The sequence below is a fragment of the Tannockella kyphosi genome (assembly GCF_021054785.1).
In the GTDB taxonomy this organism is placed as follows: Bacteria; Bacillota_I; Bacilli_A; order Erysipelotrichales; family Coprobacillaceae; genus Tannockella; species Tannockella kyphosi.
Genome location: NZ_CP088239.1, coordinates 275,317 through 291,248 on the forward strand (window position 1 = coordinate 275,317; position 15,932 = coordinate 291,248).

The following is a 15,932-nucleotide window of genomic DNA, read 5'->3' on the forward strand; positions in this document are numbered from 1 at the left end:
TCTAACAAAAGATAACAAGAAGAGGAATATCTTTACGTGTTTTAAAATAGTTATTTCGTTTCTATTATTTCTATAATTTTATCTAGTTTTTCATGAATATCTTGTAAAATGATTTCATTTTTAAGATGAATCTTATATTGATTGTTTATTAATATTTTATCTTTTTGAGCTTGTCTGTTTTGAGCCATCATGATGATAGGGGCTTGAAAGGAAGAAATACAGGATAAGCATAAATTTAATAAAATAAAAGGATAAGGATCAAAGGGGTCTTGAATCATAACATTAAAGCATATCCAAATTACTAAAAGTGTAAAAAATAGAAACAAAAAAGACCAACTACCACCAAATGCAGCTAAACGATCCGATAATTTAGTTAAGAAGGTTTGTTTTGGTTGTTGTTTGGAAGCAAAGCTTTGTTCAAGTAATAAATGAATAATATCTTCATCTTGCATATCTTTACTAGTATCTTGAAGAATATGTTTTAATAATTGGGATTGTGTTAGTTTTTGCATAGAAACTCCTTTTTAGTAACTATGGTCGAAATAAATAAAAATAAACAAAAAAGAAAGCTTTCGCTTTCTTATAATTTTTTTAAATTTGAATAATTAATTAATTCGATATTATTTTCTGTAATGAAATCTTTCATTTCATTACTACGAATTAATACTAATTCTTTCATACGTGGTAAACAATAGCTAGACATATCATATAGTCTTTGATCAATATAAGCTGGATGACACATGTATTCTACGATTTCTTGATCACAATCTAATTCACTTTTCATAAATTCAACAGTTACTAATTCATCATACATATGATCTAAACAGCGAGCATATTCATATCGTTCATCAACTTGATCACGTTGTCTTAGTGGGATATCATATTCACTAGCTAGTTTTTTTGCTACTTCTATATGTCCTGGTAATAAATGAACATGGTGATGAGAGTCAATATGAGTAGGTTTTTTACCTGCAGTTTGGATGAATAATTCTAATTGAGCTTTCCATTCTTTATATAATTCTTCTAAATCTGCTTTCGGATGACGGCTAGTATATTCATTTGGACGTTTAAAGTCACCATTTTCACTAGTAAAACTTTTTGCACCTTCTACTAATGGTTTACCAACAGTTAAAACTAAATGAATTCCAACTCCCAAGTTTGGATAATCTTTAGCAAGATTTAATGCAAAAGGGGCAAAAGGCATGTTCATCATACAAGTTGTAGATGTAAGTATTCCATCTACATGGCTATGAATGATACCAATACTAGCACCTTCTGTAATTCCAAAATCATCTGCATTAACAATTAATTTTTTAATCATATATAATCCCTCCTGTATAAAAACAATTATAGTTTATTTAATTTAAATTGAATTGTTTTTTCAACTATAGAAAATGTTTTCTAGTATGTTATAATGATACAAGAAATGAGGGATATCATGAATATTACAGGACATACAAGATTATTTGGAATAGTAGCTAGACCGATACGTCATTCTTTTTCACCAATGATGCATAATCGTGCATTTGATGTATTAGGATTAGATAATATTTATTTAGCTTTTGAAATAGAAGACAATGACTTAGCATCAGCAATACAAGGATTTCGTGCTTTAGGTGTACAAGGAGCAAATATATCGATGCCTTTTAAACAAGCTATTATACCTTATCTAGATGAATTAGATATCAGTGCAAAGCTATGCAATGCAGTAAATACTATCGTTTTAAAAGATAATAAATATATCGGATATAGTAGTGATGGTTATGGATTTATGGAATCTTTGCGAGACCAAGGAATAGATTTGGTCGATAAAAAGTTAATGGTAGCAGGTTCTGGTGGTGCTGCACTAGCTATTATTGCACAAGCTAGTCTTGATAAAGTGGGAGAAATTATTATTTATAAAAGAAGAGTAGAAGAACAAGCATTTATAGATCAAATAAAAGTAATACAAGATTATACAAATGCACATATAGAAATTAAAAATATAGAGGATCAAGAGAGTTTAAAACAGGACCTTGTTTCCACTACTGTTTTTGTGAATGCTACGAGTGTTGGGATGGCACCTAACAGTGATGCTTCTATTATTCTTGACAGTAGTTATTTTCATAAGGGATTATGTGTGGTAGATATTATTTATAATCCTTTAGAAACAAAACTATTAAAACAAGCAAAGCAAGCTGGAGCAAAAACAATGAATGGTAAACCAATGTTACTATTCCAAGGTGCTCGTGCCTTTGAATTATTTACAGGGCAAAAAATGCCTATTGAAGAAATTAAAAAGTTAATGGAGATATAAGATGAAAGAATTAGTAGTAGCATCAACCAATGTAGGAAAAATAAAAGAAATAAAGTCAATGTTAGAACCTTTAGGCATTGAAGTAAAAAGTATCAAAGATAAATTAGGTAAAGACTTAGATATCATCGAAGATGGTCAAACTTTCAAAGAAAATGCATTAATTAAAGCCCACGCTATTAGTGATATATTACAGTTACCTGTTCTAGCAGATGACTCTGGATTAGAAGTAGATGCCATGGATAAACAACCAGGTATTTATTCCGCTCGTTTTCTAGGAAAAGATACTAGTTATGTAGAAAAAAATCAATATATCATTGATGCAGTCGTTGGAAAAAATAGAACAGCAAGATTTGTATGTGCCATGGCTTTAGTTATTCCAGGACAAGAAGATATTGTAGTAGAAGAAACAATGGAAGGACTTATCCATGATAAAATAGAAGGAGAAAATGGTTTTGGTTATGACCCAATTTTGTTTTTTCCACCATGTAATATGACAAGTGCCATGATGAGTTTAGAAGAAAAAAACAAATACTCTCACCGTGCCAAAGCATTAGCTAAATTACAAGAAAAGATAAAGGAGTTAGGATAATGAATCATATCGTATTAGTACATCCTGTTATTGCAGGAAATACAGGGAATATTATGAGAACTTGTGTTGGGACAGATACTGTTTTACATATTATTAAACCAATGGGTTTTGAATTAGATGATAAAAAAATGAAAAGAGCAGGTGTTGATTATTTTGATAAATTAACGTTACATGTTTATGAAGATTTTGAAGAATTTGAAGCAAAAAATCCCGGAGAATATCACTTCTTTACAAGATATTCAAAGCTATGTTATACAGATCAAGATTTTAGTGATAGTTCAAAGGAACATTATTTGTTCTTTGGACATGAACATGATGGTATTCCAAAAGAAATTTTAACAAAATATATTGATAATTGTTTACGTATACCAATGAGTGATAAAGTAAGAAGTTTGAATTTATCTAATTGTGCAGCAATTTGTATTTATGAAACATTACGCCAACAATCTTATCCTAATTTATCCAAAGTAGAAGTTCAAAAAGGAGAAGAATTCTTATATGAATTATAATAAAAAAACAATTATCCAAGCGTTAATTGTTGCTTTCTTTATTATTACGGGAGCTATCGTGTTTACTGTTTTTTTTAAACCTTTATATTATTATTGTGTAGATGCTTTTTCTATTGATGTACTAACAGGGATAGATAGAAATGTAATTATTGAAAATTATAATATTTTAATACAATATCAATCCATGTTTTATTTTGGTGCATTAGAATTACCTGATTTTGTGATGTCTTCAGGAGGGGAAATTCATTTTGAAGAAGTAAAGAATCTTTTTATTGTTATCCAATTAGTTTGTATTGTTACAGGTATATTAGCTATTCGTTTCATATATAAGGCAATAAAGACAGGAGAAATTTTATTTTTAAAGCTTGCTAGTAAACTATCGATTATTATCCCAGTAGTATTAGGGGGAGTTTGTATGATTGATTTTGATAAAGCTTTTATTATTTTTCATAAGATATTCTTCCGTAATGATTATTGGATTTTTGATGCAACAACGGATCCAATTATTACTATCTTACCCCAAGACTTCTTTATGTATGGATTTATTTGTATAGTCACTCTCATATTATGTGGTTCTGGGTTATGTTTTTTAGCATATAAAAGACAGGAAAAAGTAATATTAACAAGTGAATAAGAATTAGCACAGAAACCCTTGTTTTACAAGGGTTTTTCTTTATGTGAAAAAATTAATTATTGGTGCCAAAAACATTGATTTATAGAAGGAATAGGTATATAGTAATAATGTAAGAGGTTTCACACAAGAAAGAGGAGGAAGAATTATGCAAAGATTTACATTACCTAGAGATTTATATTTTGGAGAAAATGCATTAGATTATTTAAAAACTTTAGAAGGTTCTAAAGCTGTAATAGTAATAGGTGGAGGATCTATGAAACGCTTTGGTTTCTTAGATAAAGCACTAAAAAACTTAGAAGAAGCAAATATTGAAGTAAAATTAATTGAAGATGTAGAACCAGATCCATCAGTAGAAACAGTTATGAAAGGTGCAGAAGTAATGCGTGAATTTAATCCTGATTGGATTATTTCTATGGGTGGAGGATCACCAATAGATGCAGCAAAAGCAATGTGGGTTTTCTATGAATATCCAGAAGCTACTTTTGAAGAAATATGTGTACCATTTTCATTCCCTAAATTAAGAAAGAAAGCTAAATTTATTGCTATTCCATCAACATCAGGAACTGCAACAGAAGTAACAGCATTCTCTGTTATTACTAATTATGCAACTGGAGTAAAATGGCCTTTAGCAGATTTTGAAATTACACCAGATGTTGCTATTGTTGATCCGAGTTTAGCAGAAACAATGCCTGCTACTTTAACTGCTCATACAGGTATGGATGCTTTAACTCATGCTATTGAAGCATATGTTGGTTTAACACATCAACCATTTACTGATCCATTAGCTTTAGAAGCAATTAAAATAGTATTTGATTGTTTAAAAGATTCTTATGGAGGAGACAAAGATGCTAGAGAAATGATGCATTATGGTCAATGTATGGCAGGGATGGCTTTCTCTAATGCACTATTAGGTATTGTTCATTCAATGGCACATAAAACTGGAGCTGCTTTTAGTACAGGACATATCCCACATGGTTGTGCAAACGCTATTTATTTACCATATGTAATTAAATATAATGCAAAAGCAGATGCTTCTAGATATGCAGCTATTTCTCGTTTCTTAGGATTAGAAGGAGAATGTGATGAATGTTTAGTAGATTCATTATGTGATAAGATTAATGAATATAATATTTATTTAGGAATTCCTAAATCAATGCAAGAATTTGGTATTTTAGAAGATGAATTCTTAGCAAAAGTTGATAATATTGCTGATTTAGCAATCGGAGATGCTTGTACAGGTACAAACCCTCGTACACCAACTCATGATGAAATGGTTAAATTATTAACTTGCTGTTATTATGGAACAAGTGTTGAATTTTAACTAAAAAAAAAGCCGAAAGGCTTTTTTTATTATCCTAAGAAGAATGTGTTTACTTCAAAGTGAGCAGTTGGATGATCACATGCTGGACAAACAACTGGTGCTTCTAATCCTTCATAGATAAATCCACAGTTATTACATTTCCAAACAACAGGTTGTTCTTTTTTAAATACTGTTGCATTTTCTAATGTTTCTAATAGTTTTAAGAAACGTGCTTCATGATGTTTTTCTGCAATGGCAATTGATTCAAAAATTGTTGCAATTTCTGTAAATCCTTCTTCTCTTGCAGTTTTTGCAAAACTAGGATACATATCAGTATATTCTTCGTTTTCACCTTGAGCAGATGCTTTTAAGTTTTGGGCAGTGTTTCCGATTAATACTGGGAAATTACCATCCACATAAACTAATTCTCCTTGGCAATCTGCATTCGCAAGTTTCATTAATCTTTTTGCATGTTCTTTTTCTTGATCTGCAGTTTCTAAGAAGATATTTTGAACTTGAACAAAACCTTCTTTTTTAGCTACTGAAGCATAGAATGTATAACGATTTCTAGCTTGAGACTCCCCAGCAAATGCATGCATGATATTACTTAATGTTTTTGATCCTTTTAAACTTTCCATTTTAAAACCCTCCTTATTTTTCTTGGCAAGCATTACAGATACCATGGTATACTACTTCTACAGTTTCTACACTATGTTCGATGTTTTCATTTTGAAATGTAGAAATTTCAATATCATAAATAGAATGACATTTTTTACAAACAAAATGATGATGATTGGCCATATTTGCATCATAATGAACAATTTGATCAGAAAAACTAATTTTTCTTACTTGTCCATTGTCACATAGTACTTGTAGGTTTCGATATACCGTACCAAGGGAAATAGTAGGCATTGTTTTTTTAATGTCCGTATAAATGACATCAGCACTAGGATGATCTATTCTAGACTGCAAATTTCCTAAAATAGCTGCACGTTGTGATGAATACCTTGATGTTGCCATATAATTTCTCCTTAATAGTAATGATTCCTATTACTATAATAACACTAGAATAGAAAAGAGTCAAATAAAATCAAACATAAAATAAAAGAAAATATCCCATGATATACTCTTGCAAAAAAATATGTTTTCCAACTATAGGGTATTCCTTCTAATAAATTATCCATTTGCATCATCACACTAATACTTCCAAAAGATAATAAAAAACAAATAGCTGCATAAACAATAGGACTAGGATCTAAACTACTCAGTTGTAAAGCACCACTACTAAACTCCAAAAGACCTTGTATAAAAGATAATATAAAAGGATCTTTTATTAAAAAAGATAAAGCATAACCAATAAATTGAAAAACTAACATATATCCTAATATAAAAATAAAAGTATAACAAGAACTCAATAAACTTTGTTTTAAAGCAGAAACAAAACTAACTTTTGGTGTATTGATTATTTCAAATGACTGTTTTAGTGTTTGGAAAGTCTGTTTTTGACGATAACAAAGAGCTAAAAATATACTAGGTAAAATATGACATACATAAAGAAGGAATGCATGGTCTATTTTTAAAGAAACAAAAATAAAAGAAAGAGATGCAAAAGAACCAATTGATAAAAGATGTTGTAATTGAGATAAGCTAATATGTTTTAAAAGATAGGCTTCTTTGATTATTTTAATATTCGTTGGATAACCACAAAAGAAAGTGAGAAAGTATATGGATGACATAGTTGGGGAAAGATGGAATAAAGGAAGAAATAAATACTGGATTAAATAGCTAAATAATTGTACAATACCTAATGACATACATAAGGATATTAAAATCATAAAAGGTAATAATGAGGGTAATAAGTTATCAATGACAATTGTTAGTACAGTAGATGATAATTGAACTATTTGGAACATATTAAAAAAAGAGAAAAAAGTAATGAATATAACTAAACTTATTGTAAAGTAGTAATTTATTTTTTTCATAAGTCTCCTTGTAGATAAATAAAGTAAATTCGTGTAAAATAAGCAAGAGGGTGAATAAATGAACGCATTAATAGTAACAGTAACATATAAATATATGGCATATGATAGTATCAAATCAAAAGAAGAACTTATTTCACTAGCTAATGCTTGTGACATTACAGTCACGAAAGAAGCTAGTCAAAATTTAGATGCTATTTCCCCAAGTACTTTTGTAGGCTCAGGGAAGTTAGCAGAAATTAAAAATCAATTAACAAATATTGATGTTGTTATTTTTGATGAAGAATTATCGCCATTACAAATAAAAAATATAACTGATATTTTAGAAATAGAAGTAACAGATCGAACGGACTTAATCCTTCGTATCTTTGAACAAAGAGCAAAAACCAAAGAAGCAAAGCTACAGGTTAAAATAGCAAAATGTCGATATATGCTACCAAGATTAGCTGGGATGCAAGAACAATTATACGGACAGTTAGGTGGTTCAGGGTTTAGAGGTAGTGGAGAAAAGAAAATCGAACTTGATCGAAGGGTCTTGCATAACCAATTGCATCAAGCAAATAAAGAATTAGAGAAAATTGTGAAACAAAGACAAACACAAAGAAAACAAAGAAAAGATAAAGATAATAAAGTCATTGCACTAGTAGGATATACAAATAGTGGAAAGTCATCACTATTAAATAATTTATGCGAAAACAAAGAAAAACATGTCTTACAAAAAGATATGTTATTTGCAACCCTAGAAACAGCAACAAGAAAATGTAAAATAGAAAATCATACTTGTTTAGTTAGTGATACGGTAGGATTTATAGACCGTCTACCACATCATTTAATTCAAGCCTTTCGTTCTACCTTAGAAGAAGTAAAAGAAGCAGATATATTAGTTCACGTAGTTGATTCTTCTAATGAACAATGGGAAAAACAAATACAAACAACAAATATGGTACTAAAAGTATTACAAGCAGATAACATTCCCGTTATTTATGCATATAATAAAGTGGATAAAGATAAATATGCTTTTATTCAAGCATATGAACCAAGTGTATTTATCTCTGTAAAAGAGAATATAAATATAGATTTATTAAAAAAAGAAATCGTTACTATTTTATTTAAAGAATATACTGTTTATGATTTACAAATTCCTTATGAAAAAGGAGATGTATATTCTTATTTACAACAACATGCAAATGTACTAGATGTTCAATATGGTCAAAACGCTATTTTTGTAAAAGTAGAAGAACATCCTAGTAAAATGAAAGAATTTTTGCAATATAGAATACAACATTAGGAGATAACTTATGGCAGACAAGAAAATATATCATTTAGAATTATCAATTGCTTTAGAAGCAGACAATTTAGAAAATGCATATCAGGCACTTATTAGTGATCAAACACATGAACAAATCAAGGATATGCTTGTTCATTCTAAAGATCGTATTAAAGAAGTTTTGATAGAAGATACAGAAGAAGTATCGATACTCAATTAATTTGATTATCGACTCTTTTTTTGTTAAAATAAAGGAATGTGAGGGGGATATATTATGAATTTAGTGAACAGAAGTTTTTTAACATTAGCGGATTATTCAAAGGAAGAGATTCGTTATTTATTAGATTTAAGTCATCAATTAAAAGCAAAGAAAAAAAGTGGGGAAGTAGGTCAATTATTAAGAGGAAAAAATGTAGTTTTATTATTTGATAAGTCTTCTACTAGAACACGTTGTGCTTTTGAAGTAGGTGCAAATGATGAAGGAGCAAATGTTACATTTTTAACAAATTCTCAAATAAATAAAAAAGAATCATTAGAAGATAGTGCTAGAGTACTTGGAAGAATGTATGATGGTATTGAATATCGTGGTTTTGATCAAAAGGTAGTGGAGGATTTAGCAAAATATGCTGGAGTTCCAGTATGGAATGGATTAACTGATGTGGATCATCCAACCCAAGTATTAGCTGATTTTATGACAATGGAAGAACACATGGATAAACCTTTAGAACAAAGTAAGTTTGTCTTTGTAGGAGATTTAAGTGATAATGTTATGTATGCTTTAATGTTGGGATGTGCAAAAATGGGAATGGAATTTGTTGCAATTGGACCAGAATTAACGGTAACAGACAAAGAAATACTTGAAAAATCATTGGCTTTTGCAAGTGAATCAGGTGCTAGTATTACAATTAGCCATGATGTGTCAGATGTAAAAGGAGCAGATGTTATTTATACGGATATATGGGTATCAATGGGAGAAGCGGAATCATTATATGCGGTTCGAACAAAAGCCTTAACACCTTATAAAATAACAGAAGAATTAATGAATAAAACAAACAATCCAGCTTGTTTATTTATGCACTGTCTACCAGCTTATCATGATTTCGAAACAGAAGTAGCGTGTGATATGCGTGATCGTTTTGGATTAGATATTCGTGAAGTAGAGGATCGTGTTTTCCGTAGTGAAAATTCTGTTGTTTTTGATGAAGCGGAAAATAGAATGCATACTATTAAAGCAGTAATGGTTGCAACATTAGTAGAATTATAAGGAAGGAAAAGTGTTTTTACACTTGTAATAGTTATGAAAACAATTCAAATAGATTCAAGAAAAATAAAACCGGGAGATATTTTTGTAGCATTAAAAGGACAATTAGTAGATGGACATGATTTTTTAGAACAGGCTCATCAAAATGGAGCTAGTTTATTGGTTGTAGAACATCCCTGTAACTATCCAAATGTGCAAGTAGTAGCAGATACAAAAGCATATTTAGATGACTATCTAGCAAGTAATTATGCGGATTTGTTAAAGGATCTAAAAGTTATTGGAATAACAGGAACAAATGGAAAAACAACGACTTGTGCTATTATTTATCAATTATTAAATGCAATTGGTATTCCTTGTGCTATGTTTGGTACCATTGGATATGAAAGTCCTAAAAGCAAAGAAGAAACAATTAATACGACTCCAGATATTATTACTATTTATTCTTTCTTATTAAAAGCAAAAGAAGAAGGCTGTAAAGTAGTTGCTATGGAAGTAAGTTCTCATGGTTTACACCAAGGTCGTATAGGAAAATTACAGTTCGATGGAGCAGGTTTTACTAACTTAACATTAGATCACTTAGATTATCATAAAACAATGGATACATATGCTAGTCATAAAGCAATTGTATTAGATCATTTAAAACCAAATGGAAAATGTCTTTATAACAATGATGATGCTTATAAAAGTTATTTTCAAAAAGAAAATAACCTTGGTTATGGAATGAGTGAATGTGCTTATCAAATCTTATCAATGCAAACAATAGGTCAAACTACTACGGTTTGTTTCCAACATAACCAAAAAGAATATGTAGCAACAGTGGATATGTTAGGTAAATATAATATTTATAACTTTATGCAAGCCATTAGTTGTTTACATGAAGTAGGTTATGACTTAGAAATGATGTGTAAACACGCAAATAAAGTATGTACACCAGAAGGAAGAATGAATGTATATAAACTAAAAAAAGGATATGCAGTCATTGATTATGCACATACCCCTAATGCAGTAGAAAATATTTTACAGACGTTTTGTGAGTTAGAAGGAAAGAAAATTATTACCGTTATTGGTTGTGGTGGTGATCGTGATAATTCAAAACGCCCAATTATGGCAGAACTTGTTACTAAATATAGTGATTATTCGATTCTTACAATGGATAACCCACGTTGTGAAGATGTGGAAGATATTCTTGATCAAATGGAAAAGGGTTGTTCAAATAAAAATTATGAACGTATAAGTGATCGTTCTCTAGCAATAAAAAAAGCAATTAGTATGGCAGATGAAGATACCTATGTTTTGCTTTTAGGGAAAGGTCATGAAGATTATATAGAAACAAACAAAATAAAAACCCCCTACAGTGATGCAGGGGAAGTGAAGAAGTATCAATAATCTTTTTTAAAGGTTTTTAGATATTGTTCATTTACAGCGATGACTTGGATCATCGCTTTTTTTCCTGGAGCTCCTAAAGTAACACGCTTATTGACGCATGTTTCTAATGAAATAGCTTCGTAAATATCTTCTTGGAAAACAGGAGAAACTTCTTGGAACTGTGCTAATGATAAGTCATCTAAAGCACAGTTTTCTTGTATTGCTTTTAAAACCAATGTTCCAATAATGCCATGAGCATCACGGAAAGGAACTCCATGATTGACTAAATAATCAGCAGCATCCGTTGCATTCGTAAAACCACCAGTAGCACTCTTTTTCATATTATCTTTATTAAAAGTAGTTGTTTTCAACATATCATTTAATAATTGAAGACAACCTTTTGTAGTCCTAATAGCATCAAAAACACCTTCTTTATCTTCTTGCATATCTTTATTATATGCTAAAGGAATACCTTTCATCGTAGTCAATAGACTAGTTAGTGCACCATATACTCTTCCTGTTTTACCACGAATTAATTCTGCAATATCAGGGTTTTTCTTTTGTGGCATGATTGAACTTCCAGTAGAGAAAGTATCATCTAATTCAATAAATTGATATTCATTGCTATTCCAAATAATAATTTCTTCACTTAAACGTGACATATGCATCATCATAGTAGCCATTGCACTTAATAATTCTATTAAATAATCACGGTCACTAACACCATCCATACTATTTAAACAAGGTCCATCAAAACCAAGTAATGAGGCAGTATATTCACGATCCAAAGGATAAGTAGTTCCAGCCATAGCACCGCTACCTAAAGGACAAACATTCATACGTGTATAGATATCTTCTAAACGTTGTGAATCACGTTTAAACATTTCAAAATATGCTCCCATATGATGAGCTAAAGTAACTGGTTGCGCTTTTTGTAAATGCGTAAAGCCAGGCATAAATGTTTCGGTATGGTTTTTCATAATATCATGAATTGTTGATAAAACATCAAAGCAAAGTTCATGTAATAAGATAATTTGATCTCTTGTATATAGACGCATATCTAATGCTACTTGGTCATTTCTACTTCTACCAGTATGTAATTTTTTACCAGGTTCACCAATACGCATTGTTAATGTTGCTTCTACAAAACTATGAATATCTTCATAACTAGTATCTATTTGTAAATCACCACTTTGTAAGTCATCTAAAATACTTTGTAATCCTTCTTGAATTTGTAAACCTTCATTATCTGTTAATAATCCTTGTTTTGTAAGCATTTTAGCATGGGCAATACTTCCTTGAATATCTTGTACATAAAATACTTGATCGAATCCAATCGAAGCATTAAATTCATGTACTAATTGATTGGTTGGTTTTGTAAATCTTCCACCCCATAATTTCATTGTTATTCCTCCTGTAATATTAGAAAAGGGCAAACGCCCTTTTTTTATTTGTTATTTAATTTCATTGCACGAACTTTTGTTGAAAGTCCATAAAGAGTAATAAATCCTTGTGCATCTTTATGATCATATAATTCACCAGTAGTAAATGATGCAATATCTTCATCATATAAAGTAAATGGAGAAGTAGTACCTTCTTTAATAATATTTCCTTTATATAATCTAAAATTAGTTGTACCTGTCACTACTTCTTGTGTTTTGCTTACAAAAGCACTAATTGCTTCACGTAATGGTGAGAACCATTTTGCTGCATATACTAATTCAGCTAATTCTACCGATATTAAACGTTTGTATTTTAATGTTTCTCTATCCAATACTAATTCTTCTAATTGACGATGAGCTTCCATTAAGATAGTTCCACCTGGAGTTTCATAAACACCTCTAGATTTCATACCAACCACACGATTTTCAACAATATCAACAATACCAACACCATGTTTACCACCAATATCATTTAATGTTTCTAAAATTTGAGTTAATCCCATTGATTCTCCATTTAATTTAACAGGAACACCATCTACCCATTCAATAGAAATATGTTCTGCAGTTTCTGGAGCTTTTTCTGGAGAAGTAGATAACACTAACAAATGATCATAATTTGGTGTATTAGCAGGATCTTCTAATTCTAACCCTTCATGAGAAATATGCCAAATATTACGATCTCTTGAATAACTACTACTTGCATTAAATGGTAAGAAAATACCATGGTCATTACAATATTGAATACAGTCTTCACGAGATTGCATTGTCCATTTTGGATCTCTCCAAGCTGCTATAATTCTTAAATCTGGAGCTAATGCTTTAATTCCTAATTCAAAACGAATTTGGTCATTTCCTTTACCAGTAGCACCATGACAAATAGCAGTAGCACCTTCTTTTCTAGCAATATCCACTAATACTTTAGCAATTAATGGTCTAGCAGTAGCAGTTCCTAATAGATATTTATATTCATAAACAGCATCACCTTGAACAGTGGGCATAATGTAGTCTTTTACATATTCATCTACAACATTTTCAATATATAGTTTTGTAGCACCAGAACTTTTAGCACGTTCTTCTAATCCGTCTAATTCTTCTTTTTGTCCTACATCGATACAACAACATACAACGTCATAATCATAGTTTTCTTTTAACCATGGAATAATAGTAGTTGTATCAAGCCCACCAGAATAGGCTAAAATTACTTTTTCTTTCACTTTTTCTTCCCCCATATTTATTTAAATTACTAATATAATATACGATAATTTAGAAAAAAGCAAATAAAGGAAGTAATTTAAAATAATATTGTAAACTAGTTTTAAAATTTAAAGTATATTTATGGTATATTAAGTATAATAAAAATGAGGACGAGGATATGAGACTATTATTATGTGAAGATGAAATACAATTATCAAAAGCATTAGTTGCTATTTTAAAACATAGTAACTATTCAATTGATGCTGTATATAATGGACAAAGTGCATTAGAATATTTAGAAACTGAAAATTATGATGTTGTATTATTAGATATTATGATGCCTAAAGTAGATGGGTTAACGGTATTGAAAGAGTTAAGAAGAAAAGGAAATATGGTTCCTGTTATTATGTTGACTGCTTTAGGGCAAGTGGATGATAAGGTACAAGGATTGGATTTAGGGGCGAATGATTATTTAACAAAGCCTTTTGAAACAAAAGAACTATTAGCAAGAATTAGAGCAGTTACTAGAAATCAAGATAGTGCTGCTAGTTCATTGTTGAAACTAGGGAATGTTACGTTAGATCGAGCATCATTTGAAGTATCATCTCCTTTGTTAACAATCAAATTAGCGAATAAAGAATTTCAAATGTTAGAAATGATGATGTTAAATCCTAGATATGTGATTCCTACAGAAAAATTTATGGAAAAAATATGGGGATATGATAGTGATAGTGAATTACAAGTAGTATGGGTATGTATTTCTACATTACGAAAGAAACTAATAAATATGGAAGCAAATATACAAATATCAGTAAAAAGAAATACAGGATATTGTTTGGAGGAAAAATAAATGGAAAAAGCTTTGCGAAAGAAATTTATTTTTATTTCTTTTGGATCTATCTTTATTGTATTAATGGGAATTGCAAGTATTTTAACAATTACCAACTACATGACCATGCAAAAAACAGTAGACTCTACCTTACGTATTATTATTGATAATGATGGTATCTTCCCTAGAGACATTAGTCAAGTATCTGAGATGTCTTTGTCACCGGAAGCTAGTTATACGACACGTTATTTTACAGTATCATTAGATGATAATAATGATGTTTTTATGGTAAATACATCTTATATTCAAGGGGTCACTACACAAAATGCAATAGAGTATGTAGAAAGTATTATTGAAAACAATAGTGAACAAGGGACTGTAGACTCTTATAAATATCAGATTGTAACAACAGAAGATAGTTGCTTATTTGTATTTGTAGATTATAGTCAACAACTAAGTACATTTCAAAGTTATCTAATGAATACGATTGGTATCTGTGCAATAACCTTAATAGGAGTATTTATACTATTAGTGCTTTTTTCTAAAAAAGCAACAGAACCAATCATCCAAAGTTATGAAAAACAAAAATTATTTATAACAGATATGTCTCATGAAATTAAAACACCGTTAGCTATTGTAAAAGCAAATACAGAGGTAATGGAATTAGAATGGGGAGAAACAGAATGGACAAAGAGTACTCATCAACAAGTAAATCATTTAAATAACTTAGTTAACTCTTTATTATCACTTGCTAAGTTAGAAAAAACAAATGAACTAAAAAAAGAGTTCTCTTTATCTACAACTTTAGAAGAAGTTGCTGATCCTTATATTATTTTAAGTACCAATATGTCTATTGAATTACATATCGAACAAAATGTAATCTATAAAGGAGATCAACAAGCGATTCGTCAATTAGTATCTATTTTATTAGAAAATGCATTAAAATATGGAAAAGAGTTTACTACTATTTCTATTGTTTTAAAAAAAGAAAAAGAGAAATATATTATTGCTTGTCATAATGAAGTAGAATATATAGAAATAGGGAAACATGATGATTGGTTTAAAAGGTTTTATCGTGAAGAGTCTTCTAAAAGTAGTGATTTAGAAGGATTTGGAATTGGTTTAGCGTTAGCTAAATCAATTGTGAAGGATCATAAAGGTCTTATACAGGCTGAGAGTAAGGATCATTATAGTGTTATGTTTATTATTGAATTATAAGGGGATAACAAAAGTTATCCCTTTTTTATGTTAATTTAAAGTATATTTT

At 29.9% G+C, this 15,932-nt stretch carries 18 protein-coding genes; 11 read left to right on the forward strand and 7 right to left on the reverse strand.

Features of this window, described 5'->3' with window-relative positions; translation table 11 throughout:
- Positions 1–50: 50 nt before the first annotated feature.
- Together LRR82_RS01455 and chbG are read right to left on the reverse strand one after the other, a co-directional pair.
- Complete coding sequence (locus LRR82_RS01455; RefSeq protein WP_249029747.1) at positions 51–512, reverse strand: DUF1003 domain-containing protein; 462 nt, start codon at positions 510–512, stop codon at positions 51–53.
- Positions 513–580: 68 nt separating this feature from the next.
- Entirely contained in the window at positions 581–1,321 is a 741-nt protein-coding gene (chbG, locus tag LRR82_RS01460; protein WP_249029748.1) for a chitin disaccharide deacetylase, read from the reverse strand.
- Positions 1,322–1,438: 117 nt separating this feature from the next.
- Here chbG and aroE point away from each other — a divergent pair, with 117 nt between their 5' ends.
- The 5 genes from aroE (at position 1,439) to LRR82_RS01485 (ending at position 5,349) form a co-directional block, all read left to right on the forward strand.
- On the forward strand, positions 1,439–2,296 hold the full coding sequence (aroE, locus tag LRR82_RS01465) for a shikimate dehydrogenase (RefSeq protein WP_249029749.1): 858 nt from the start codon (positions 1,439–1,441) through the stop codon (positions 2,294–2,296).
- A gap of 1 nt (position 2,297) precedes the next feature.
- On the forward strand, positions 2,298–2,885 hold the full coding sequence (rdgB, locus tag LRR82_RS01470) for an RdgB/HAM1 family non-canonical purine NTP pyrophosphatase (protein WP_249029750.1): 588 nt from the start codon (positions 2,298–2,300) through the stop codon (positions 2,883–2,885).
- Entirely contained in the window at positions 2,885–3,394 is a 510-nt protein-coding gene (locus LRR82_RS01475; RefSeq protein ID WP_249029751.1) for a tRNA (cytidine(34)-2'-O)-methyltransferase, read from the forward strand. Before rdgB ends, LRR82_RS01475 begins: the two co-directional genes overlap by 1 nt.
- Positions 3,384–4,028 carry a TIGR01906 family membrane protein gene (locus tag LRR82_RS01480; RefSeq protein ID WP_249029752.1) on the forward strand — a complete coding sequence of 215 codons (645 nt, stop codon included), beginning with the start codon at positions 3,384–3,386 and terminating at the stop codon, positions 4,026–4,028. Before LRR82_RS01475 ends, LRR82_RS01480 begins: the two co-directional genes overlap by 11 nt.
- Before the next feature lie 145 nt (positions 4,029–4,173).
- On the forward strand, positions 4,174–5,349 hold the full coding sequence (locus LRR82_RS01485) for an iron-containing alcohol dehydrogenase (protein WP_249029753.1): 1,176 nt from the start codon (positions 4,174–4,176) through the stop codon (positions 5,347–5,349).
- Between the two features lie 29 nt (positions 5,350–5,378).
- Here the strand turns inward: LRR82_RS01485 and rbr are convergent, their stop codons facing one another.
- Genes rbr through LRR82_RS01500 form a run of 3 tightly spaced genes read right to left on the reverse strand, consistent with a single transcriptional unit; the run spans position 5,379 to position 7,310 of the window.
- On the reverse strand, positions 5,379–5,966 hold the full coding sequence (gene rbr / locus LRR82_RS01490; RefSeq protein WP_249029754.1) for a rubrerythrin: 588 nt from the start codon (positions 5,964–5,966) through the stop codon (positions 5,379–5,381).
- 13 nt (positions 5,967–5,979) lie between these two features.
- Positions 5,980–6,348 carry a Fur family transcriptional regulator gene (locus LRR82_RS01495; protein ID WP_249029755.1) on the reverse strand — a complete coding sequence of 123 codons (369 nt, stop codon included), beginning with the start codon at positions 6,346–6,348 and terminating at the stop codon, positions 5,980–5,982.
- A 44-nt stretch (positions 6,349–6,392) separates the two neighbouring features.
- Positions 6,393–7,310, reverse strand: a complete 918-nt coding sequence (locus LRR82_RS01500; RefSeq protein WP_249029756.1) for a hypothetical protein — start codon at positions 7,308–7,310, stop codon at positions 6,393–6,395.
- 58 nt (positions 7,311–7,368) lie between these two features.
- Here LRR82_RS01500 and hflX point away from each other — a divergent pair, with 58 nt between their 5' ends.
- From hflX to LRR82_RS01520, 4 genes are read left to right on the forward strand one after another with little or no spacing between them, the layout of a single operon-like run.
- Positions 7,369–8,595 carry a GTPase HflX gene (hflX, locus tag LRR82_RS01505; RefSeq protein WP_249029757.1) on the forward strand — a complete coding sequence of 409 codons (1,227 nt, stop codon included), beginning with the start codon at positions 7,369–7,371 and terminating at the stop codon, positions 8,593–8,595.
- A gap of 10 nt (positions 8,596–8,605) precedes the next feature.
- Entirely contained in the window at positions 8,606–8,794 is a 189-nt protein-coding gene (locus LRR82_RS01510) for a hypothetical protein (protein WP_249029758.1), read from the forward strand.
- A gap of 54 nt (positions 8,795–8,848) precedes the next feature.
- The gene (gene argF / locus LRR82_RS01515) at positions 8,849–9,838 is read left to right on the forward strand and encodes an ornithine carbamoyltransferase (RefSeq protein WP_249029759.1); all 990 of its coding nucleotides are present in this window, start codon (positions 8,849–8,851) and stop codon (positions 9,836–9,838) included.
- 33 nt (positions 9,839–9,871) lie between these two features.
- The gene (locus LRR82_RS01520) at positions 9,872–11,221 is read left to right on the forward strand and encodes a UDP-N-acetylmuramoyl-L-alanyl-D-glutamate--2,6-diaminopimelate ligase (RefSeq protein ID WP_249029760.1); all 1,350 of its coding nucleotides are present in this window, start codon (positions 9,872–9,874) and stop codon (positions 11,219–11,221) included.
- Here LRR82_RS01520 and argH read toward each other — a convergent pair.
- Both argH and LRR82_RS01530 read right to left on the reverse strand, forming a co-directional pair.
- A complete protein-coding gene (argH, locus tag LRR82_RS01525; RefSeq protein ID WP_249029761.1) occupies positions 11,215–12,603 on the reverse strand; it encodes an argininosuccinate lyase in 1,389 nt (462 codons plus the stop codon). The genes LRR82_RS01520 and argH overlap by 7 nt on opposite strands.
- A gap of 44 nt (positions 12,604–12,647) precedes the next feature.
- Entirely contained in the window at positions 12,648–13,856 is a 1,209-nt protein-coding gene (locus tag LRR82_RS01530) for an argininosuccinate synthase (RefSeq protein ID WP_249029762.1), read from the reverse strand.
- A 158-nt stretch (positions 13,857–14,014) separates the two neighbouring features.
- On the opposite strand from LRR82_RS01530, the gene LRR82_RS01535 reads away from it, so the two are divergent.
- Positions 14,015–14,686: a response regulator transcription factor gene (locus LRR82_RS01535; protein WP_249029763.1), complete on the forward strand. Its 672-nt coding sequence runs from the start codon at positions 14,015–14,017 to the stop codon at positions 14,684–14,686.
- A complete protein-coding gene (locus tag LRR82_RS01540) occupies positions 14,687–15,883 on the forward strand; it encodes a sensor histidine kinase (RefSeq protein ID WP_249029764.1) in 1,197 nt (398 codons plus the stop codon).
- Positions 15,884–15,932 lie beyond the last annotated feature (49 nt).